Below are 21022 nucleotides of genomic sequence, written 5' to 3'. Positions count from 1 at the left end.
CAGCCATCACCATGTGCTGCTGTCGCGATTTTTAGACTGTTGGCTACGTTTGCAGGAGTCCTGTCATGTCCACCACCACACTGTCCCGCTCCCTCAATGACCGCATGATCGCCGGTGTCGTTGGCGGCATCGCGCATCGTTTTGGCTGGAGCTCCACGTTGCTGCGGGTGTTGTTCGTCATCGTGTCGATTGCCTCGGCCGCATTCCCCGGCATCCTGGTCTACCTGATCCTGTGGCTGCTGATTCCCAACCAGGCCGATTGAATCCGGCAACGCGCGGGCGGCCTGCACTGCAGGCGCTGGGCGCGTTATGGACGCTGCCCAATACCTTGCTCGGGCTGGCGATCGGCGCGGCCGGGTGTTGCTTTGGCGCACGCGCAGTCTGGTCCCCGCGAGAATATGCGGTGGTCTTCCACGCCTGGCCATGGGGGCCGGGCGGGGCGATGACGTTGGGAAACGTCATTCTGCTCAAAGGTGCCTCGCTCGACCTGCAGTGCAGCACTTACGCGCACGCCGCAGGCCGTTGCAAACATCCAGCGGTGCGCCTGGGCGACCACGAGCGCGCGCATGTCTATCAGTACATGCTGCTGGGGCCGCTGTTTTTACCGGTGTATTTTTTGTGCGGCGGCATCCATGTGCGCAACCCGCTGGAGCGGGCCGCCGATATGTACGCGATGCATGGCCACGGTTGGTGGCCGTGGCGCCTTCAACTCAGACGCGAGAAGCCGAACAACTCGGACAAGGGGTGATGCGTGCCCTCCAATTGGGCGCGTAATAATCCCGCGCCAATCGCGCTGTAGGTAATGCCGTTGCCGCCATAGGCCATGGCGAACGAGACGCGTGGCCCCAGTTCGGCATGCGGCCCGAAGAACGGCAACCCATCGGCAGTTTCTGCGAAGGTACCGGCCCATGCGAACGCGGGGCGCAGGCTCACATCGGGCATGGTCTTGGCAATTTTCTTCAGCAGCGTTTTCAGCTTGCTCTCCACCCGCGCATCGCGGCGCGCGGGGATGTCGATAGTGTCGTCTTCGCCACCGGCGACCACACGTCCGTCCGGGGTGCTGCGAACGTACAAATACGGGCGCGCGGTCTCCCACATCATCGTGTGCTTGAGCGCGCCCATCTCGCTATCGTGCAAGGGGTCCGTCACGAAGGCGTAGCTGCTGCGGTTGCGCGCCACCTGCTGCGACAGCCAACGCTGGTTGCCATAGCCTGCCGCCAGGATCACATGACGTGCGCGCACGCTGACGCCCTCTGCTGTGCGCAGTTCGACGTGCTGGTCGTGCGGATCGATCGCGGCAATGGTCGTGCGGTCGTGGATGCGTGCACCGTATTGCTCACACTCGGCAAACAGGCGGTAGCACAGCCGGTACGGGTCCACGCTGGCGGCCAGGCGGCTAAGGATCGCGCCTTCCGAATGCACACCGTAGTTGTGCCAGAGCGGCGCGCGCTCGATCCATTCCACCGGCAACTTGTGTGCTTTGCGGGTCTCCAGCTCGCTACGCAGGTCCTTCAACTCGCGCGCGCGACTGGCGTAGTACAGGCTGTCCTGGCGCGTGAAATCGGTGCCGCCAAGGGTGTTGCATAGGCCCTGCAGGTCGAGGATGGCTTGCGCGCAAGCGCCATACGCCAGCGCCGCTGCCGGCATGCCGTGCTGTTTGGCCAGTTCGATCATCGGCGTATCGATTTCGTACTGCAGTAAGGCGGTGCTGGCCGAGGTGCTGCCCCAGCCGATGTCGCGCTGTTCGATCACCGCCACTTCATGGCCGTGGCGCAGGAGTTCATGCGCAATCAGCGCGGCGGTGACACCGCCACCGACGATGGCGACCTCGCATTGGGTGTCTTGCTCCAGGCGCGGGTAAGCGCGCATCAATCCATTGCGGATCGACCAGAACGGATAGCCACTTTTGAGGTCCATGCGGTGTCGTAAAGAGTGGGCGGACCGCGATTGACGGCCAACCGGGGTGAAGCGGCCGTGAGGCGAGCCCGGCCTTGCTGCCGTCACCAAACCGCAAACAGCCGGCGTTAACGTGCGTGGAAAGCTCCTCACGGCGCGCTGGTTATCCTTCCGCCACAACGCAGCAACAGCAGCAGAAGAGGGTGTCGGTATGTCGATTGTCCTGTACGTCGGTGGCAGCAAAGATGGCGACAAGGGCGTGGTGCCTTACGGTTTCAGCAAGTCGCGTGCAATGACCGACGCTGGCCCGGAGGTGTATGTCGAACGCATGGTGCCGCTGAAGGACGTCGGCAAGATTCGCGTGATGGCGCTGGAATCGCTGCAGGAAAGCATCCTGGTCGAACGCGCCGCCACCCATTACGCACGCCGCGTCAGCTGAGCGCGGCGGCATAGGTTTACGACGGCGCTGTCAACGGGTTTCCGTGGCGGGCCTGCACTGCGAAAATGCTTTTTTTCAGTGAAGCGGTTCACGCCGCGCCGTCATGCACGATAGCCAGCTTGCCCAGCAGATTGCTCGCACCATCGCCGACGAAATCGGTGCCCAGCCCGCCCAGGCGCGCGCCGCCATTGCACTGCTCGATGAGGGCGCCAGCGTCCCGTTCATCGCCCGCTACCGTAAGGAAGCCACCGGCGGGCTGGACGATACCCAGCTGCGCAATCTGGAAACCCGCCTGACCTACCTGCGCGAGCTGGAAGAACGCCGCGCGGCGATCCTGTCCAGCATTGGCGAGCAAGGCAAGCTCAGCGATGAATTGCGCAACGAGATTGTGGCGGCCGACACCAAGTCGCGATTGGAAGATTTGTATCTGCCCTACAAGCCCAAGCGCCGCACCCGCGCACAGATCGCGCGCGAAGCCGGGCTGGAGCCATTGGCCGATGGCCTGTTGTCGGATCCGACGCAGACCCCGGAAGTCGCTGCGGCAGCCTTCATCGACGCCGAAAAGGGCGTTGCCGATAGCAAGGCCGCGCTGGAAGGCGCGCGCGCCATCCTGATGGAGCGTTGGGGTGAAGACGCCGCATTGGTCGGTGAGCTGCGCAGTTGGTTGAACGACAACGGGGTGATCCGCGCGCGCGTCGCAGAAGGCAAGGAAGAGGCCGGTGCCAAGTACCGCGACTACTTCGATCACGCCGAAACACTGGCGAAGATTCCATCGCACCGCTTGCTGGCGCTGTTCCGCGCACGCCGCGAAGAAATCCTGTACCTGGATCTGGACCCTGGCAGCGATGCCGAGGCCGGACACCAATATGCCGAAGGCCGCGTGGCGCGCAATGCCGGCATTTCCAACGAAGGCCGCCCGGCCGATCGCTGGTTGCTGGATGCCTGCCGGCTGACCTGGCGCGCCAAACTGCACATGCATTTGCTGCTGGACCTGTTCAACCAGGCGCGCGAAAAGGCCGAGGCCGAGGCGATTGCGGTGTTCGGCGACAACCTCAAGGACCTGATGCTGGCGGCGCCGGCCGGCCCGCGCGTGGTGCTTGGGCTGGATCCGGGCATCCGTACCGGTTGCAAGATCGCCGTGGTCGATGCCACCGGCAAGCTGGTGGCTACCGAAACTATTTACCCGCACGAGCCCAAGCGGCAGTGGGATCAGTCGCTGCAGACGATCAAAAAATTGTGCATGCAGCACAACGTGGAGCTGATCGCGATCGGCAACGGGACCGCCAGCCGCGAGACCGACAAGCTGGCCGGCGAGGCGATTGCGCTGTGCGGCGCGGCCAAGCTGCAGAAGGTTGTGGTGAGCGAAGCGGGCGCGTCGGTGTACTCGGCGTCCGAGTTCGCGGCCAAGGAGTTCCCGAATCTGGATGTATCGCTGCGTGGTGCCGTGTCGATCGCGCGCCGTCTGCAGGATCCGCTGGCCGAGCTGGTGAAGATCGAGCCCAAGGCGATTGGCGTAGGCCAGTACCAGCACGATGTGGATCAGTATCGTCTGGCCAAGGCGCTGGAAGCGCGTGTGGAAGACTGCGTCAACGCGGTCGGCGTGTACGTCAATACCGCTTCGGCGGCGTTGCTGTCGCGCGTGTCCGGGCTGTCGAGCACGGTGGCGGAAAATATTGTGCGTCACCGCGACGACAATGGCCCGTTCAAGCGTCGCAAGGATCTGCTCAAGGTGCCGCGCCTGGGCGACAAGACCTTCGAGCAATGCGCCGGTTTCCTGCGCATTGCCGATGGTGACGAGCCGCTGGACGCGTCGGCGGTGCATCCGGAAGCCTATCCAGTGGTCGAGCGCATCGTCAGCAGCAGCGGCAAGCCGATCAAGGCATTGCTGGGCGACGGCAGTTTTCTGCGTAGCCTGAAGCCGGAGTTGTTCACCGACGAACAATTCGGTGTGCCGACCGTGCGCGACATTCTCAAAGAACTGGAAAAACCCGGTCGCGATCCGCGTCCCGAGTTCAAGGCAGCGCAGTTCGCCGAAGGCATCGAGGACATCAAGCACCTCAAGCCCGGCATGGTGCTCGAGGGCGTGGTGAGTAACGTGGCCGCGTTCGGTGCGTTCGTCGATATCGGCGTGCACCAGGATGGTTTGGTGCACATCTCGGCATTGTCAGAGAGCTTCGTCAAAGACCCGCGCGATGTGGTCAAGGCCGGCGACATCGTCAAGGTCAAGGTGCTGGAAGTAGATGTGGCGCGCAAGCGCATCGCGCTGACCTGCCGCTTGTCCGACACGCCGCCACCGGCCGATGGCTCTGCGCAACCGCGCGAGGCCCGCGGCAATGGCGGCCCGGGGCAGGGCAGGCGCGACGGTGGCGGGCGTGGTCAGGTGCAAGCCAACAGCAAACCGCGTATCACCGCGCCGCCGGCCGACAATGCGTTGGCGGCGGCGTTTGCACGTGCCAAGCGTAGTTAAGGCGCGCTTTTGATTGTTTGGTTGATCGGCGTGGTTGGGTAGCGCGGCATGGATCTACATCGCAATGGACTGGTCTGCGGTTTGGCTTAGATGTCGCCGCAGATCATGATGAGATAGGTGGAGAGCAGCTCTAGTTGGTCTCTTTGCTAGCGGGTAGGCCGCCCAACGTCCTGGGTAGATCTGCGGCTTGGTTGCAGGCCCCTTGCCGGCCCACCATCGCGGGACACGTTGCAAGGACGTCCTTGTAAACTTGGCGGCATCCATGCCGCCAAGGGTCGTGCGACAGTGAGCGGGCAAGGACCAGTCAAGATGGTGGGCAGGTCGGTGGGAGCGGCAGACGACGTTCGCTGACGATGTCACTAGGGGCGGCAGGTTAGGAGCGCCCAAGCAAGAAGCGGATATCTCTCCGCATGACAAGCTAGCCTTTTAAGCTACCAACACAGTCTCTGGTGCGGTGTCCTTGCCGCTTGCGGCATGGATACCACTATTGAGGCCCCACGGGTTCGCGGTGTGTCCCGCAAGCGGCGAGAGCACCGCACGCTCGAGCAGCCAAGCTTTTCGCTCTCTGAGCGCTATCGGAAGCGCACACGCGGTGCAGCTAGGCTTCGTCAATTTCGCCGATCAGTGACAAGTAATTTGCTTAGCATTTTCCGCAAGTGGCGGGGCATCACGCCCTAGACTCACTGAGCGTTCCACCATCTCAGCCCTGTAGTAAGTAAAAGCCGTCGATGCAGGCAAGCATCCTCAATGTGCCGATCGGTGACCAAGTCATCGACCAAGCACGCTGCGGCGCTATTCCACCGCATCCCGCACCGCACGCGTCGGCAAGATCAAACGTTCGATCAGATCGACCAGGCCGGGCGGTTCCACTGGCTTGCCCATGTGCGCGTCGAAGCCGGCCACCACCGCGCGGTCACGGTCTTCTTCGCGGACATACGCGGTGAGTGCGATGGCCGGAATGTGCCGCGGTAGATCGGCGCTTCCCGAACGTACCGTGCGGATCAGGTCGTAACCATCGCGCAATGGCATTGCGATATCGCTCACCAAGACATCGAAGTGCGCATTTGCCAAACACTGCTCAGCCGCATCCACCGAGCCGGCAGCCTGCACCTGCGCACCGGCCAGCATCAGGAACTGCATCACTGCTTCGCGCGAATCCTGATCGTCGTCGACCAGCAACAGGCGCACGCCAGCCAGACGGTGACGGCAGTCGTCCGGCAACGTGCCCGCGTGTGCGGTGTCTGCCGACGCAGGGCGCAAGTCGCTGACCCCGTTCCGGAACGGCAACACGATGGTGAACAGCGCGCCCTGGCCTTCGCCCGCGCTCGATGCACCCAGGCTGCCGCCATGCAGATCCACCAACTGACGTGAGATCGACAAGCCCAACCCGAGGCCGCCGACACGGCGTGTCGTGCCGGCATCGGCCTGCCGAAAACGGTCGAAGACATGCGGCAGAAACTCGGCCGCAATGCCGATGCCGGTGTCCTGTACGCACAGGCGCAGGCGCTCGTCTTCGATGTCCATCGCCACTCGCACGGTGCCGCCGGTCGGGGTGAACTTGAGCGCATTGCTGAGCAGATTGGTGAGCACCTGCTGCAGTCGCCCGGCATCGCCGAAGAACCACAATTCGCCATCGCAAGGCGCGTCCAGTTCCAGCGCAATTCCGCGTGCTAACGCGGTCGGCTGCATCAGTTCCAGCGTGCTGCGCACCAGCCCGGCGATGTCGAAATGCTCAGCCTGCAGGCGGATCTTGCCGGACATGATCGCGCTCATGTCCAGCAGGTCGTCGATGATCTGCTTCTGCGCACGCGCACTGCGCTCGATGATCACCAGACCCCGGCCCAGATTGGCAGATTCCGCCACGTCGGATTGCATCAACCGCGACCAACCCAGAATCGCATTGAGCGGCGTGCGCAACTCGTGGCTAAGCGTGGCCAGGAATTCGTCCTTGACCCGGCTGGCATGCTCGGCTTGGCCGCGTGCGGCGGTTTCTGCCTGCAACGACAACTTGAGCTTGGCATCCACGCGGGTGCGTTCGATCACGATGCCGGCCAGATGCGACGCCGAGCGCGCCATTGCTTGTTCGCGTAACGAAGGCAGGTGCGGGCGGTCGTAATAAATGTTGAGCGTGCCCAGCACCTGCCCGTTGCTGGCCAGGATCGGAGTGACGCAACACGCTGCGATGCCCATCGCCGCCGAGATCGCATGATGGCTAGCGAAGCTGGCATCAGCCTGGATGTCCGCACAGATCAACTGACGGCCCAGATGTGCCGAACGCGCGCAGGGCGGCCCATCCGGACCGATCGGCGATGGTTCGAAGTGCCCGCGGTATTCGATTGGAAAATGGGCTGCCGAGCCGAAGCTCAAGGTGTGGCTGATCTCATCGCGTACCATCACCGAGCAGTACAGCGGGATTTCGCCGCGTGCCTCCACGCTCAACGCAATCGCGTCCAGCACCACCGGCAATGGCGCGCCGGTGGTGATCAAACTCAGGATTGCCCGGTCCGATGCAGTGGCATCTTCGATATGTTTGCGTTCGGAAATATCGGTGAGCGAGCCGATGTGCCCGAGAAAGCGTCCATCGCTGGCGAAGTGCGGCGATGCGGTATCGATACACCAACGGTATTGCCCATCGTGGCGGCGCACGCGGTATTCGGCGAGGAATTCGCCGCGTTGATTGAGTGCCTGTTCGAAGGCATATCGCACGCGGGCCGCGTCGTCGGGATGCATCACATCCCACCAGCCCTGGTCCAGCGCCTGATCTTCGCCCTGTCCGGTGAAGTCGTACCAGCGTGGATTCCAGTACACGCAATCCCCTTGCGCGTCGGACATCCAAATCATTGCCGGCACGGTTTCGCAGAGCGCACGGAAGCGCACCTCACTCTCGCGCAATTGCTGTTCGAACGCGCGCCGGTCATGGATATCGGTATAGGTGCCGATCCACTCGCTGATGCTGCCATCGTCGCCGCGCACCGGCAGGGCGCGCGCCAGGTGCCAGCGCGACTGCCCATCGTGACGCAGCAGTTCGCATTCCACCTCGAATGCGCGTTCGCCGCTCAACGCCAGTGTCCAGGCCTGCGCGGACAGGCGTAGGCCGTCGGCAGTGTGCGCGCGGTGCCACGTGGCATCTTCGCTGTTAGAAGGATACAGGCCGGTGTACTCGTACCAGCGTTGGTTGAAGTAGTGCGGTCGCCCGTCTGGATCGGCAATGAAGATAATCTGCGGCAGCGTGTTGGCGAGGCGACGCAGGCGCGCTTCGTTCGCGGCCAGTTGCTGCTGCGCCATGGCCCGTTGCATTGACTCCCAGCAGCGTGCCGCCACCAACCGCACCAGTTCGATCTCGGTTGACAGCCACTGCCGCGGTGCGCGCTGATGCACGCCGATCGCTGCCACCAGGCGGCCGTGTTTGTGCAATGGAATGGCCAGCGAGGCACGCAAGCCGGAGCGTCGGTACTGCTCGGCCACATAGTCCGGTGCGCCCGGTGCCATGGCATCGGTGGTGAACCAGGGACGATTTTGCAGCAACGCATCGCGCAGGCCCTGCGCCGCTTCCAAGGGGAAGTCACCTTGCAGGCTCGGCATGTCCTGCACATGGTCGCTGATCACATGCATGGTGCTGCCATCGGCGGCTGCCAGTCCGAACGCGCAACGGTTCGCGTGCAGGTGTTCACCGAGCAAGCGCACGCTGGTGTCGATGATCTGTCGCGGATCGGATACGTTCTGTAGCGCGTCCTCCAGCATCAATAAAAAGCTGTCGCGACAGTCACTGTGGCGTTGTTCGCTGACGTCAGTAGTTGAAGCCGCAACGCCGACGTACAAGGCACCCAACCGCTCGCCGGCTTGCAGCACCGGGCTGCATGACCAGGTCGCCAGATCCAGGGTTGTTGTGGTCACTTGCTCGCTTTCGCCATCGCCATCGCCTGCGTTCGTCAGCGCCGCAAGCGGCTGCCCGAACGCCGCCGGATGGCGCGGCCCAAGCACTGCAATGCAGGCGTCGTTGTAGATGCAGCGAGCGTCGGAGCCCCATATCAACAGCATCGGAGCTTGCGCATGCAAGCAGACCGACACCGCTGTGCGCAGTGCGGGGCTTTCGCACAGCAGGGCGTCCGCAGCGTGCGCGGATGCGGTCAGCAATGCTGCAGTTTCGCTCGTCTCCGGCAGCAAGCCGGCCAACGGCGACACGGCGATATCCATCCAACGACCCGCCCGACATTCTTCGATGCCAGATTCTAGTAGCAACCGGGATGGCAACGGCGGCGTCGAGGAGGTCACGATTCAGCCAAGCGGCTTGCTGCGCAGGCCATCAAGCACGCTGTAGGCGCGAGGGTAGGGTGGTAAAGAGGTGGCATGCCGCCGGCCCAGGCACTCGTACATTAGCGGGCTAGCGTCGCAGCAGGTCGCGCAGCTCAGCCATTGGCGCCACTCAACTCGCGCGCCCTGGACAATGCGCCAACCAGTTCTTCGGACAGGTAAGGCTTGGTCAGAACGACCCCGCGGTCGAAACCGCTCGGAATGCTGCCTGTGGCTACGCCAGTCGCCAGCACGAACGGGATACCGCGCTCGGACAACAGGCGTGCAACCGGTTCGCTGGTTTCGCCGTTGCCCAGGCGATAGTCCAGCACTGCGATGTCCGGAGCGTCGGCGCTGATCAGCTGCAAGGCATCGTGCACTTCGCCGACCGGCCCCATGACGATGGCACCCGCCTGGACAAGCTGCAGGTCGAGCAGCATGGCATTCATGTCATCGTTTTCGACCACGAGTACCCGAACTCCACGCAACACCGACATTGCTTACTCCTTCACCAAGTTCGCCAGTATATCGAGACTGCTTCTCCCCAGCGCTGCAGACCCCGCTTGCACCTGAATTCGTCAGGCGCGAACTGACACTGTTCGTTTCACCAACAAGTCGCTATACTGCGTGGCCACGCCGAAGTGGCGGAATCGGTAGACGCAGCGGACTCAAAATCCGCCGCCCTTAAAAGCGTGTGGGTTCGAGTCCCACCTTCGGCACCAAGTTGTTGCAGTATCAGCGAAAGCCCTTCTGGAGAAATCTTGCGGGGCTTTTTGCTGTGTATCGTTTTGGCGGGATGCAGGCCGCGATTAGCGGCGATGCAATCCGCGACGCTGACGACCGTCAGTCTGTTGGATAAGGGCAGAGTGCAGATCGTGGGATGCACTCGTGGTCGTCAGGAATGCAGCGCCTAGCGAACCTGTCTGCAGGATGCGAATGCTTGTGTACCGAGTTCCTCCATTGCCGCGCAAGTGCATCAGGAACACAACTGCTTCTGTGCACACGTGCGATGCGGTGCACAGTCAATGGATGACGTTGCAGGCACGCAACCATCACGCTGCGTGCGTACCTTGGACGTCTCTTTCGAGTAGGTGGCCTCCATGGACTTTGATTCTTCGCAACAGCTGCGCATCCTGCGTGACATCCACGACACCAAGCCGGTGGCCGACGAAGAGGGGAATTGGGCGGTACGCGCCGGCTATGCCACGCAGGCCGAAGATGGCGACATCGATCTGACCCACGAAGGCCGCAAGGCACTGGATAGCGGGCAGGTCTGAAGCGTTGCGTGCGGTACGCCACTCAGTCGGCGTACAAATCGAGCAGAGCTTTGATGCAGCGCGATGGTTGGTGGTGGGGTTGGAGTCGCAGTTGTGCGTATCGAGTGGGAATTAGCTGATATCGCGCCGACGGTGCGAACGCGTGTGGCTGTAGCGGCGTTATTGCAGACGAGCCGCAACAATGGGTCGCGGCTATGTGCGACTGGTCTGATCTCGCAATCGCCGCATATCCGCCTGATGCCCAGGCCAAGCACAGGCAAAAAAAAGCCCCGGCAGTGCCAGGGCTTTCAGATGATTGGCGTCCCCACGGGGATTCGAACCCCGGTGTCCACCGTGAAAGGGTGGTGTCCTAGGCCTCTAGACGATGGGGACGCGTATCAAAACCTCGTTGTCCATTTTCAGACGGCCTAATGTCTGAAATGGTGGAGCCAGGCGGGATCGAACCGCCGACCTCCTGCATGCCATGCAGGCGCTCTCCCAGCTGAGCTATGGCCCCGCGTTGCTGCGAGCCGGCAATCATAGCGATATCTTTACGTCATGGGAAGTGGTCTATGCAAAAGTTGTACTGAGCAAGCGATGTCATCTGTCAGGCGAGCTGCAAGGCCGTACCCGTGGAGTGCGAAGATCGAACCGCAGGGCAGCGCCCCCGCAGTGCGTCTAGATCAACCGTAGTTTCTCAGTGTCCTCTGCGCAGCGGATTGCGGTCACGGTGTGATCGACACATGAGCTTCAACGTGAGTGCGCGTTTGTTTCGACATCTATTAATGTAGCGCGCCGCCAGCTGTTTGCCGTGCAGCGCAGCGGGTCGCGTCCGATGCATCTTGTTTGCGAGCGCCGATGGATGTCGCGTTCTGTGCTCGCTGCCATTCACTGCATGCGTGCAGCATCGCCATCGCGCACGTTGCCTTTCTAGCGGCACGATCGTTCGCAATGATGACGTCAACGCAGCAGCGGCAATGCGCTGGCAGAAATTTTAGACGGCAAAAGAACTGACGTGCGAATGCTTGTGCGTTTGAGTGATGTGGCGAAGTCGTCGCGCTTGAATGGAGGTCGGTTGGCAGAGTGAAAGCGATGGCTTGCACACGTGCCGGCGAGCCGATATCGCACCAAGGCGCTGTGCCATCCAAGCAAAGAGATTTAACTCTCTATCCATCGCGTCACGCGCATGCATAGTGGCGCGCCCGACGCTGCGCCGCAGTCGATTACGCCACCAAAACACGCAAAAAAAAGCCCCGGCAGTGCCAGGGCTTTCAGATGATTGGCGTCCCCACGGGGATTCGAACCCCGGTGTCCACCGTGAAAGGGTGGTGTCCTAGGCCTCTAGACGATGGGGACGCGTATCAAAACCTCGTTGTCCATTCCAGACGGCCTAATGTCTGGAGTGGTGGAGCCAGGCGGGATCGAACCGCCGACCTCCTGCATGCCATGCAGGCGCTCTCCCAGCTGAGCTATGGCCCCACGAAACTGAGAACGAAATGATAGCGGCCTGTTAATGTGCGCGCAAGCGCTTTTTTATTCCGAATAAGACCGGGCGGCGTGCGCGATGGGCTCAGTTGACGCCGTGCAGATCGCGTAACTGCGTCTGGCGTGCGCCGAAATACGCGGCCAGGTCGGCGATATCCTGATCGCTCAGCGCAGTGGCCTGCGCCGTCATCAACGGATGCTGACGGTCGCCGCTGCGGTACGCCTGCAGCGCATGCGCCAGGTAGTCGCCATATTGGCCGCCCAGTTTGGGGTAGCTGGGATCGATCGGCGCATTACCGTCGGCACCGTGGCAGTCCACGCAACTTTGGCCGGTGGCCTTGCCCTTGGCATGCGCGAGTTTGTCGCCGGCTTCGGCGCGGCCGGTGGGCAGGCCTGCCGAAGAGCCGGAGCCGTGCTCACCGCTGGCGTGGCCGGCATCGCCAGCGGAATGGTCGGTGGATTCGACCTGGGATTGGGAACAGGCCGCCATCATCAGGGCAGCGACCAGAGCGATGGCTAGACGCGGAGCGTTTAGGGCGTTCGGCATGTGGGCGCTTATTTGAGGGTGGACAGGTAGGCGGAGATGTCGGCGATGTCCTGCTCGGAGAAGCTCTGCGCCTGTGCCTGCATGGTCGGATGTTTGCGCTTGCCCTGGCGATATTCGGTCAGCGCCTGGGTCAAATACTGGCTAGTCTGGCCGCCGATTTTGGGCACGCGATAACTGGGATAGGCGTTCTTATAGCCGGTGACGCCGTGGCAGCCCTGGCAGGTGTAGGCCAGCAGGCGCCCATTGGAAGGATTGCCGGTCGGCGATGTGGCGGCGGGTGTTGCCGCCACGGCAGCGGGCGCCGGCGTGGCCGGAGCTGCAGGTGTGGCTGATGGTGTTGCTGATGCGCCCCCAAACGGCAGGAAGACGACCAGAGCGAGACAAGCGGCGAGCGGCTGCGGGCGCATGGTTTCGTATCCGGAAGACTGATTGAGCGTCCGCACGTGGGGGCGTGACGGAACCGGACCGAGTATGCCTGCGATTTGGCGCGGCGCAAACCGGGTGAATAGGCCAACTTGAACAGACCATGACCTTTGGCGCATTGGCGACATGTACATTCGGGTGGTTTACTTGCCTACAACACCTGTTCACGCATCCACTAGGACACGACGATGTCGCCACTCTCCTTTTTGCCGGGCCGCAGCGGAACCTGCGCCGCTGCATTGTTGATCATCACGAGCCTGCTGCTGGGCGGTTGCAAGGCAGGAGAGGGCGAGGCCAAGGCCGCCGAGGAAAAGAAGGCGGTGGATGCGGTGCCGGTGGAAATTGCCAAGGCCGCGCGTCGTGCGGTGGCCGCCAGTTACACGGGCACCGCCGCGCTGGAGCCGCGCGCCGAGGCGCAGGTGGTGGCCAAGACCTCGGGGGTCGCATTGTCGGTGATGGTGGAAGAAGGGCAGAAGGTTTCGGCAGGCCAGGCGCTGGTGCGGCTGGATCCGGATCGTGCACATCTGGCGGTGGCGCAGAGCTAAGCGCAACTGCGCAAGCTGGAAAATAGCTATCGCCGCGCCACGCAATTGGTGGGCCAGCAGTTGGTCAGCGCCGCAGATGTAGACCAGCTCAAATTCGATGTCGAGAACAGCCGGGCGCAGCATCGGCTTGCGTCGCTGGAACTCTCCTACACCACGGTGCAGGCGCCGATCTCCGGCGTGATCGCATCGCGCTCGATCAAGACCGGCAACTTCGTGCAGATCAACACACCGATCTTCCGCATCGTCGACGATTCGCAGTTAGAAGCCACGCTCAATGTGCCCGAGCGCGAACTGGCCACGCTTAAATCCGGCCAGCCGGTGACTCTGCTGGCCGATGCGCTGCCGGGTCAGCAATTCGTCGGCAAGGTGGATCGCATTGCGCCGGTGGTGGATTCGGGCAGCGGTACATTCCGTGTGGTGTGCGCGTTCGGGAAGGGTGCCGAAGCGCTGCAGCCCGGCATGTTTGGGCGCATCCGCATCGATTACGACCAGCGCAAGGATGCCTTGATGATCCCGCGCCTGGCATTGTTGGACGATGGCGAGCCGGCGGTGTTCGTGGTGCGCAATGGCAAGGCCAGCCGGGTACCGGTGAAGCTGGGCTATGCCGAAGGCCCGTGGCTGGAAGTGCGTCAGGGTCTAAAGGAAGGCGATCAGGTGGTAACGGCCGGCAAGGTGGCGCTGCGCGATGGCACTGCTGTGCAAGTGATCGGTCAGCCTGATCGCAAGCCGGTCGCGACCAAGGCTGCTGTGCACGCGCACGACGAGACGCACGCATGAGCGACCACGGCAAGCCGCACGGACCCGTGCATCATCCGCACGCGCCACTGCCTGACGGTGGTGGCGGCCTGGTGGCCTTCGCCACGCGGCGGCGGGTGACCATCGCCATGATCACCGTGACCATGCTGCTGTTCGGCCTGATCGCGCTGCGCAGCCTCAAGGTCAATCTGCTCCCGGATCTGAGCTATCCCACGCTCACCGTGCGCACCGAATACACCGGTGCGGCACCGGCAGAAATCGAAACGCTGGTGACCGAGCCGGTGGAAGAAGCCGTCGGTGTGGTCAAGAACCTGCGCAAGCTCAAGTCGATCTCGCGCACCGGTCAGAGCGACGTGGTGCTGGAGTTCGCCTGGGGAACCAACATGGACCAGGCCAGCCTGGAGGTGCGCGACAAGATGGAAGCCTTGTCGCTGCCGCTGGAAACCAAGCCGCCGGTGCTGCTGCGCTTCAATCCCTCCACCGAGCCGATCATGCGGCTGGCGTTGTCACCCAAGCAGGCTCCGGCTTCTGATACCGATGCGATCCGCCAACTCACCAGCTTGCGTCGTTATGCCGACGAAGACCTGAAAAAGAAGCTTGAACCGGTGGCCGGCGTGGCGGCGGTGAAGGTGGGTGGCGGACTGGAAGACGAGATCCAGGTCGATATCGATCAGCAGAAGCTGGCCCAGCTCAACCTGCCGATCGACAACGTGATCACCCGGCTCAAGGAAGAGAACGTCAATATCTCTGGCGGCCGTCTGGAAGAAGGCGCGCAGCGCTATTTGGTGCGCACGGTCAATCAGTTCGTGGATCTGGACGAGATCCGCAACATGCTGGTGACCACGCAGAGCAGCAGCGGCAGCGCGGCGGAAGCGGCGATGCAGCAGATGTATGCCATTGCGGCGTCCACTGGCTCGCAGGCGGCGTTGGCGGCAGCGGCCGAAGTGCAAAGCACGTCCTCGTCGTCCAGTAGCAGCATCGCCGGCGGCATGCCGGTGCGGCTGAAAGACGTGGCGCAGGTGCGCCAAGGCTACAAGGAGCGCGAGGCCATCATCCGCCTGGGCGGCAAGGAAGCGGTGGAACTGGCGATCTACAAGGAAGGCGATGCCAACACCGTGTCCACCGCGGCGGCGCTGCGCAAGCGCCTGGAGCAACTCAAGGCGACGGTGCCGGGCGATGTGGAAATCACCACCATCGAAGACCAATCGCACTTCATCGAACATGCGATCAGCGATGTCAAAAAAGATGCGGTGATCGGCGGCGTGCTGGCGATCCTGATCATCTTCCTGTTCCTGCGCGATGGCTGGAGCACGTTCGTGATCAGCCTGTCGTTGCCGGTGTCGATCATCACTACGTTTTTCTTCATGGGCCAGCTGGGACTGAGCCTTAACGTGATGTCGCTGGGCGGGTTGGCGTTGGCCACCGGCTTGGTGGTGGACGATTCGATCGTGGTGCTGGAAAGCATCGCCAAGGCGCGCGAGCGGGGCTTGAGCGTGTTGGATGCGGCGATTGCCGGCACCCGTGAAGTGAGCATGGCGGTGATGGCCTCCACGTTGACCACGATTGCGGTGTTCCTGCCGCTAGTGTTCGTCGAAGGCATCGCCGGGCAGTTGTTCCGCGACCAGGCATTGACGGTGGCGATTGCGATTGCGATCTCGCTGGTGGTGTCGATGACCCTGATCCCGATGCTGAGCTCGCTCAAGGGTGCGCCACCGATGGCGTTCCCGGACGAGCCGAGCCATCCGGATTGGCGTCCCGAGCAGCGTTGGCTCAAGCCGGTGGCGGCCGGGCGGCGCGGTGCAGGTGCGAGCGTGCGCTACGCGTTCTTCGGTGCGGCGTGGGCGGTGGTGAAGGTGTGGCGTGGCATCGCGCGGGTGGTGGGGCCAGTGATGCGCAAGGCGAGCGACCTGGCGATGGCACCGTATGCTCGCGCCGAGCGTGGCTACCTGGCGATGTTGCCAGCGGCGCTGCGGCGTCCTGGATTGGTGCTGGGACTGGCGGCAGCGGCGTTTCTCGGAACTGTTTTTCTGCTGCCGATGTTGGGTGCGGATCTGATTCCGCAGCTTGCGCAGGATCGCTTCGAAATGACCGTCAAACTGCCTTCCGGCACGCCGCTGGCGCAGACCGATGCAGTGGTACGTGAACTGCAGCTGGCGCACGACAAGGACCCGGGCATCGTGTCGCTGTACGGCGTCAGCGGCAGCGGCACGCGGCTGGATGCCAACCCTACCGAGAGCGGCGAGAACATCGGCAAGCTCACCGTAGCGATGGCCGGTGGCGGAAGCCCGGCAGTGGAAGCGGCAGCGACCGAGCGGCTGCGCAGCAGCATGGTCGCGCATCCGGGCGCGCAGGTGGATTTCGCGCGACCGGCATTGTTTAGTTTTTCGACGCCGCTGGAAGTGGAACTGCGCGGGCAGGATCTGGGCGAGTTGGAACGCGCCGGGCAGAAGTTGGCGGCGATGCTGCGTGCCAACGGCCACTACGCCGACGTCAAATCGACGGTGGAAGAAGGCTTCCCGGAGATCCAGATCCGTTTCGATCAGGAGCGTGCCGGTGCGCTGGGGCTGACCACACGGCAGATCGCCGATGTCATCGTCAAGAAGGTGCGCGGCGATGTGGCCACGCGTTACAGCTTCCGTGATCGCAAGATCGATGTGCTGGTGCGTGCGCAGCACAGCGACCGCGCCAGTGTCGATGCGATCCGTCAGTTGATCGTTAACCCGGGCAGCAGCCGGCCGGTGCGTTTGGCTGCGGTTGCCGAGGTACTGGCGACGACGGGGCCGAGCGAGATCCATCGTGCTGATCAGACCCGTGTGGCGATCGTGTCGGCCAGCCTGAAGGACATCGATCTGGGCGGCGCGGTGCGCGAAGTGGAGACGATGGTGCGCGAGGACCCGCTCGCTGCCGGCGTGGGCATGCATATCGGCGGGCAGGGCGAGGAACTGGCGCAATCGGTGAAGTCGCTGCTATTCGCGTTCGGGCTGGCGATCTTCCTGGTCTATCTGGTGATGGCTTCGCAGTTCGAATCGCTGCTGCATCCGTTCGTCATCCTGTTCACCATTCCGCTGGCGATGGTGGGTGCGGTGTTGGCCCTGCTGATGACCGGAAAACCAATCTCGGTGGTGGTATTTATCGGCCTGATTTTGCTGGCGGGCCTGGTGACCAAGAACGCGATCATCCTGATCGACAAGGTCAACCAGCTGCGCGAGGACGGCATGCCCAAGCGCGAGGCATTGATTGATGGCGCACGCTCGCGCCTGCGGCCGATCATCATGACCACCTTGTGCACCCTGTTCGGCTTTCTGCCGCTGGCGGTGGCGATGGGCGAGGGCGCGGAAGTGCGTGCACCGATGGCGATTACCGTGATCGGAGGCTTGCTGGTCTCGACCTTGCTGACCCTGCTGGTGATCCCGGTGGTGTACGACCTTCTGGATCGTCGCGCCGATGCGTATTACCTGGAGCGCGGCCGGCGCATGGCCGGGCAGCGTGCACAGGCGGCGAGCAATGCCGACGGACTGGGGGCGCTATGAGCGTTGCCGCCTTCAGCATCCATCGCCCGGTCACCACCATCATGTGCTTCGTGTCGCTGGTGGTGGTGGGCTTGATCGCCGCGTTCCGGCTGCCGTTGGAGGCGCTGCCGGATATCTCCGCGCCGTTCCTGTTCGTGCAATTGCCGTACACCGGCTCCACGCCGGACGAGGTGGAACGCAACCTGGTGCGGCCGGCCGAAGAAGCGCTGGCAACGATGACCGGCATCAAGCGCATGCGCTCGACCGCCACTGCCGACGGCGCGAATATCTTCATCGAGTTCTCCGACTGGGACCGCGACATCGCCATTGCCGCATCCGATGCACGCGAGCGACTGGATGCCGTACGCGACGATTTTCCGGAGGATCTGCAGCGTTTCCATGTCTTCAAATGGTCCAGCAGCGACGAGCCGGTACTCAAGGTGCGCCTGGCGAGCCAGACCGATCTAACCGGCGCGTACGACATGCTCGACCGCGAGTTCAAACGGCGCATCGAACGCATCCCCGGCGTGGCTAAGGTAGAGATTTCCGGTGCGCCGCCGAACGAAGTCGAGATCGCGATCGCACCGGACCGGCTCACCGCGCACGACCTCAGTCTCAATGACTTGAGCGAGCGTTTGGGCAAGCTCAATTTCTCCGTCTCTGCGGGCCAGATCGACGACAACGGCCAGCGTATCCGGGTGCAGCCGATTGGCGAACTGCGCGACCTGCAGGAATTGCGCGAGTTGGTGCTCAATGCCAAAGGCGTGCGGTTGGGCGACATTGCCGAGGTGCGGCTCAAGCCGACGCGCATGAATTACGGGCGGCGCCTGGATGGGCGACCGGCGATTGGTCTGGATGTCTACAAGGAGCGCAGCGCCAATCTGGTGGAAGTCTCCAAAGCGGCGTTGAAAGAGGTTGAAGACATCCGTGCCCAGCCATTGATGCGCGATGTGCAGGTCAAGGTGATCGACAACCAAGGCAAGGCGGTGACCTCGTCGCTGGCAGAACTGGCCGAAGCTGGCGCGGTGGGTCTGTTGTTGTCGATCACGGTGTTGTTCTTCTTCCTGCGGCATTGGCCATCGACGTTGATGGTCACGTTGGCCATCCCGATCTGTTTCGCCATCACCTTGGGCTTCATGTATTTCGTGGGGGTCACGCTCAATATTCTGACCATGATGGGGCTGCTGCTGGCGGTCGGCATGCTGGTGGATAACGCGGTGGTGGTGGTGGAGAGCATTTACCAAGAACGCGAGCGCATGCCTGATCAGCCGCAGCTTGCGGCACTGCTAGGGACACGCAGCGTGGCGATCGCGCTCAGCGCCGGCACCTTGTGCCATTGCATCGTGTTTGTGCCGAACCTGTTCGGCGAAACCAACAACATCAGCATTTTCATGGCGCAGATTGCGATCACCATTTCGGTGTCGTTGCTGGCGTCGTGGTTGGTGGCGATCAGCCTGATTCCGATGTTGTCGGCACGCATGAAAACGCCGCCGATGGTGACGTCCGAGCGCGGCGTGATCGCGCGGCTGCAGCGCCGTTACGCCAAGGTGCTGGCGTGGACGTTAGCCCACCGCGGCTGGAGCGTGGCCGGCATCATCCTGGTCAGCGCAATCAGCCTGGTGCCGATGAAGCTGACCAAGATCGACATGTTCGGCGGCGATGGTGGCAACGAGGCCTTTATCCAGTATCAGTGGAAAGGCTCGTACACGCGCGAGCAGCTGGGCGAAGAGATCGGCCGTGTCGAGAACTATCTGGAAGCCAATCGCGCCAAGTACCACATCACGCAGATCTATTCGTGGTTCAGTGAGGTGGAAGGCAGCAATACGGTGGTGACCTTCGATGCGAGCAAGGTCAAGGATCTGCCGCCGCTGCTGGAAAAAATCCGCAAGGAACTGCCGCGTTCCGCGCGCGCCGATTACAGCATCGGCAATCAGGGCGATGGCGGTAATGGCAACCAAGGCGTGCAGGTGCAATTGGTCGGCGATTCGACCGACGCACTGAAAGCGCTGGCCGACGATGTGATTCCATTGCTGGCGCAGCGCAAAGAGCTGCGCGACGTGCACGTGGACACGGGCGACCGCACCAGCGAGCTGGCGATTCGCGTCGATCGCGAGCGCGCAGCTGCCTTCGGGTTCAGTGCGGAGCAGGTGGCCAGCTTCGTAGGGTTGGCCTTGCGCGGTACGCCGCTGCGCGAGTTCCGCCGCGGCGACAACGAGGTGCCGGTGTGGGTGCGGTTCGCGGGTGCCGAGCAGAGCAAGCCGGAAGACCTGGCCAGCTTCAGCGTGCGTACCAAGGATGGCCGCAGCGTGCCGTTGCTGAGTCTGGTGGAGGTGCAGATCCGTCCGGCCGCCACGCAAATCGGGCGCACCAATCGGCAGACCACGCTGACGATCAAAGCCAATCTCGCCGAAAAGGTCACCGTACCGGAGGCGCGCGCGGCGATGGAGTCACCACTCAAGGCGATGCGTTTCCCGGCCGGTTACAGCTACACCTTCGACGGCGGCGACTACCAAAACGACGGCGAGGCAATGAACCAGATGGTGTTCAACCTGGTGATCGCGTTGGTGATGATTTACGTGGTGATGGCGGCGGTGTTCGAGTCACTGCTGTTCCCGGCGGCGATCATGAGCGGGGTGCTGTTTTCGATCTTCGGGGTGTTCTGGCTGTTCTGGATCACCGGCACCTCGTTCGGCATCATGTCCTTCATCGGCATCCTGGTGCTGATGGGCGTGGTGGTGAACAACGGCATCGTGATGATCGAGCACATCAACAATCTGCGCCGCCGCGGCATGGGGCGCACGCAGGCGTTGGTCGAAGGCTCACGCGAACGTTTGCGCCCGATCATGATGACCATGGGTACCGCGATCCTGGCAATGGTGCCGATCTCGCTCACCAGCACCACGATGTTCAGCGACGGCCCGCCGTACTTCCCGATGGCACGCGCCATCGCAGGCGGGCTGGCGTTTTCCACGGTAGTGAGCCTGCTGTTCCTGCCGACGATCTACGCGATCCTCGACGACATGAGCAGCGGTGCTGCTGCGCTGGTAAAACGTGCGCGTGGTGTGCCGAAGGCGGTGCCGTCAAGCGCTGCGTTGGAATCGTGAACGAGGTAAGGCGGGGTGAGCCCCTCTCCCCCTCGGGAGAGGGGTTGGGGTGAGGGTACGGTTCCTTCCTTCGGCTCGTACGACGACCAAAGCACCTGACCTCCAATCAGCGGCTCCGTTAAGGGGCGACAGCGCGGCCGAGGAGCGGCTCTTTGGCTCGACAGACATCCTGTCTGACGCGCCGTCGCGGCACATCCGTGTGCCGCTTTCCGCCGATCCCCGGCCACGCTGCCGCCCCGGTATGTCGTCGCCGTGGCTTCGAGCAGATCGGTATGCCATCGCCATGGCCTCAAGCAGAAAAGCTG

General features: G+C 62.9%; 12 protein-coding genes, 5 tRNA genes and 1 pseudogene. 9 read left to right on the top strand and 9 right to left on the bottom strand.

Features of this window, described 5'->3' with window-relative positions:
* Positions 1 to 65 precede the first annotated feature (65 nt).
* Both KWO_RS11365 and KWO_RS11360 read left to right on the top strand, forming a co-directional pair.
* The gene (locus KWO_RS11365; protein WP_010373240.1) at positions 66 to 263 is read left to right on the top strand and encodes a PspC domain-containing protein; all 198 of its coding nucleotides are present in this window, start codon (positions 66 to 68) and stop codon (positions 261 to 263) included.
* A complete protein-coding gene (locus KWO_RS11360) occupies positions 260 to 748 on the top strand; it encodes a hypothetical protein (RefSeq protein WP_010373243.1) in 489 nt (162 codons plus the stop codon). Before KWO_RS11365 ends, KWO_RS11360 begins: the two co-directional genes overlap by 4 nt.
* Here KWO_RS11360 and KWO_RS11355 read toward each other — a convergent pair.
* On the bottom strand, positions 706 to 1917 hold the full coding sequence (locus KWO_RS11355) for an NAD(P)/FAD-dependent oxidoreductase (protein WP_010373246.1): 1212 nt from the start codon (positions 1915 to 1917) through the stop codon (positions 706 to 708). The two genes, KWO_RS11360 and KWO_RS11355, sit on opposite strands and share 43 nt — an antisense overlap.
* Positions 1918 to 2107: 190 nt before the next feature.
* Between KWO_RS11355 and KWO_RS11350 the strand changes: the two genes are divergently transcribed.
* Entirely contained in the window at positions 2108 to 2335 is a 228-nt protein-coding gene (locus KWO_RS11350; protein ID WP_010373249.1) for a hypothetical protein, read from the top strand.
* Between the two features lie 103 nt (positions 2336 to 2438).
* Positions 2439 to 4802, top strand: a complete 2364-nt coding sequence (locus tag KWO_RS11345) for a Tex family protein (protein ID WP_010378839.1) — start codon at positions 2439 to 2441, stop codon at positions 4800 to 4802.
* Positions 4803 to 5594: 792 nt separating this feature from the next.
* On the opposite strand, the gene KWO_RS11335 is transcribed toward KWO_RS11345, so the two are convergent.
* Together KWO_RS11335 and KWO_RS11330 are read right to left on the bottom strand one after the other, a co-directional pair.
* The gene (locus KWO_RS11335; protein WP_017113576.1) at positions 5595 to 8996 is read right to left on the bottom strand and encodes a hybrid sensor histidine kinase/response regulator; all 3402 of its coding nucleotides are present in this window, start codon (positions 8994 to 8996) and stop codon (positions 5595 to 5597) included.
* 212 nt (positions 8997 to 9208) lie between these two features.
* Positions 9209 to 9589 carry a response regulator gene (locus KWO_RS11330; RefSeq protein ID WP_010373258.1) on the bottom strand — a complete coding sequence of 127 codons (381 nt, stop codon included), beginning with the start codon at positions 9587 to 9589 and terminating at the stop codon, positions 9209 to 9211.
* A gap of 138 nt (positions 9590 to 9727) precedes the next feature.
* Here KWO_RS11330 and KWO_RS11325 point away from each other — a divergent pair.
* Both KWO_RS11325 and KWO_RS11320 read left to right on the top strand, forming a co-directional pair.
* Positions 9728 to 9814, top strand: a tRNA-Leu gene (locus tag KWO_RS11325).
* Positions 9815 to 10192: 378 nt separating this feature from the next.
* Positions 10193 to 10369: a hypothetical protein gene (locus KWO_RS11320; RefSeq protein ID WP_010373260.1), complete on the top strand. Its 177-nt coding sequence runs from the start codon at positions 10193 to 10195 to the stop codon at positions 10367 to 10369.
* Between the two features lie 296 nt (positions 10370 to 10665).
* Here the strand turns inward: KWO_RS11320 and KWO_RS11315 are convergent.
* The 6 genes from KWO_RS11315 to KWO_RS11285 all read right to left on the bottom strand — a co-directional run bounded on the left by KWO_RS11315 (position 10666) and on the right by KWO_RS11285 (position 12787).
* Positions 10666 to 10741, bottom strand: a tRNA-Glu gene (locus KWO_RS11315).
* 48 nt (positions 10742 to 10789) lie between these two features.
* Positions 10790 to 10865 (bottom strand) — tRNA-Ala (locus KWO_RS11310).
* Positions 10866 to 11628: 763 nt separating this feature from the next.
* Positions 11629 to 11704, bottom strand: a tRNA-Glu gene (locus KWO_RS11300).
* Between the two features lie 47 nt (positions 11705 to 11751).
* Positions 11752 to 11827 (bottom strand) — tRNA-Ala (locus KWO_RS11295).
* 91 nt (positions 11828 to 11918) lie between these two features.
* Entirely contained in the window at positions 11919 to 12380 is a 462-nt protein-coding gene (locus KWO_RS11290; protein WP_010373262.1) for a c-type cytochrome, read from the bottom strand.
* 8 nt (positions 12381 to 12388) lie between these two features.
* The gene (locus KWO_RS11285; protein ID WP_033006673.1) at positions 12389 to 12787 is read right to left on the bottom strand and encodes a c-type cytochrome; all 399 of its coding nucleotides are present in this window, start codon (positions 12785 to 12787) and stop codon (positions 12389 to 12391) included.
* Between the two features lie 204 nt (positions 12788 to 12991).
* Here KWO_RS11285 and KWO_RS11280 point away from each other — a divergent pair.
* The 3 genes and pseudogenes from KWO_RS11280 to KWO_RS11270 all read left to right on the top strand — a co-directional run bounded on the left by KWO_RS11280 (position 12992) and on the right by KWO_RS11270 (position 20717).
* Positions 12992 to 14125: pseudogene (locus KWO_RS11280) on the top strand (efflux RND transporter periplasmic adaptor subunit).
* A complete protein-coding gene (locus KWO_RS11275) occupies positions 14122 to 17634 on the top strand; it encodes an efflux RND transporter permease subunit (RefSeq protein ID WP_010378833.1) in 3513 nt (1170 codons plus the stop codon). Before KWO_RS11280 ends, KWO_RS11275 begins: the two are co-directional and overlap by 4 nt.
* Entirely contained in the window at positions 17631 to 20717 is a 3087-nt protein-coding gene (locus tag KWO_RS11270) for an efflux RND transporter permease subunit (protein ID WP_010378831.1), read from the top strand. The genes KWO_RS11275 and KWO_RS11270 overlap by 4 nt, the downstream gene beginning before the upstream one ends.
* The last annotated feature ends 305 nt before the right edge of the window (positions 20718 to 21022 follow it).

The sequence above is a fragment of the Xanthomonas vasicola pv. musacearum NCPPB 4379 genome (genome assembly GCF_000277895.2).
GTDB lineage: Bacteria > Pseudomonadota > Gammaproteobacteria > Xanthomonadales > Xanthomonadaceae > Xanthomonas > Xanthomonas vasicola.
This window is presented reverse-complemented; position numbering and strand designations above follow the sequence as displayed.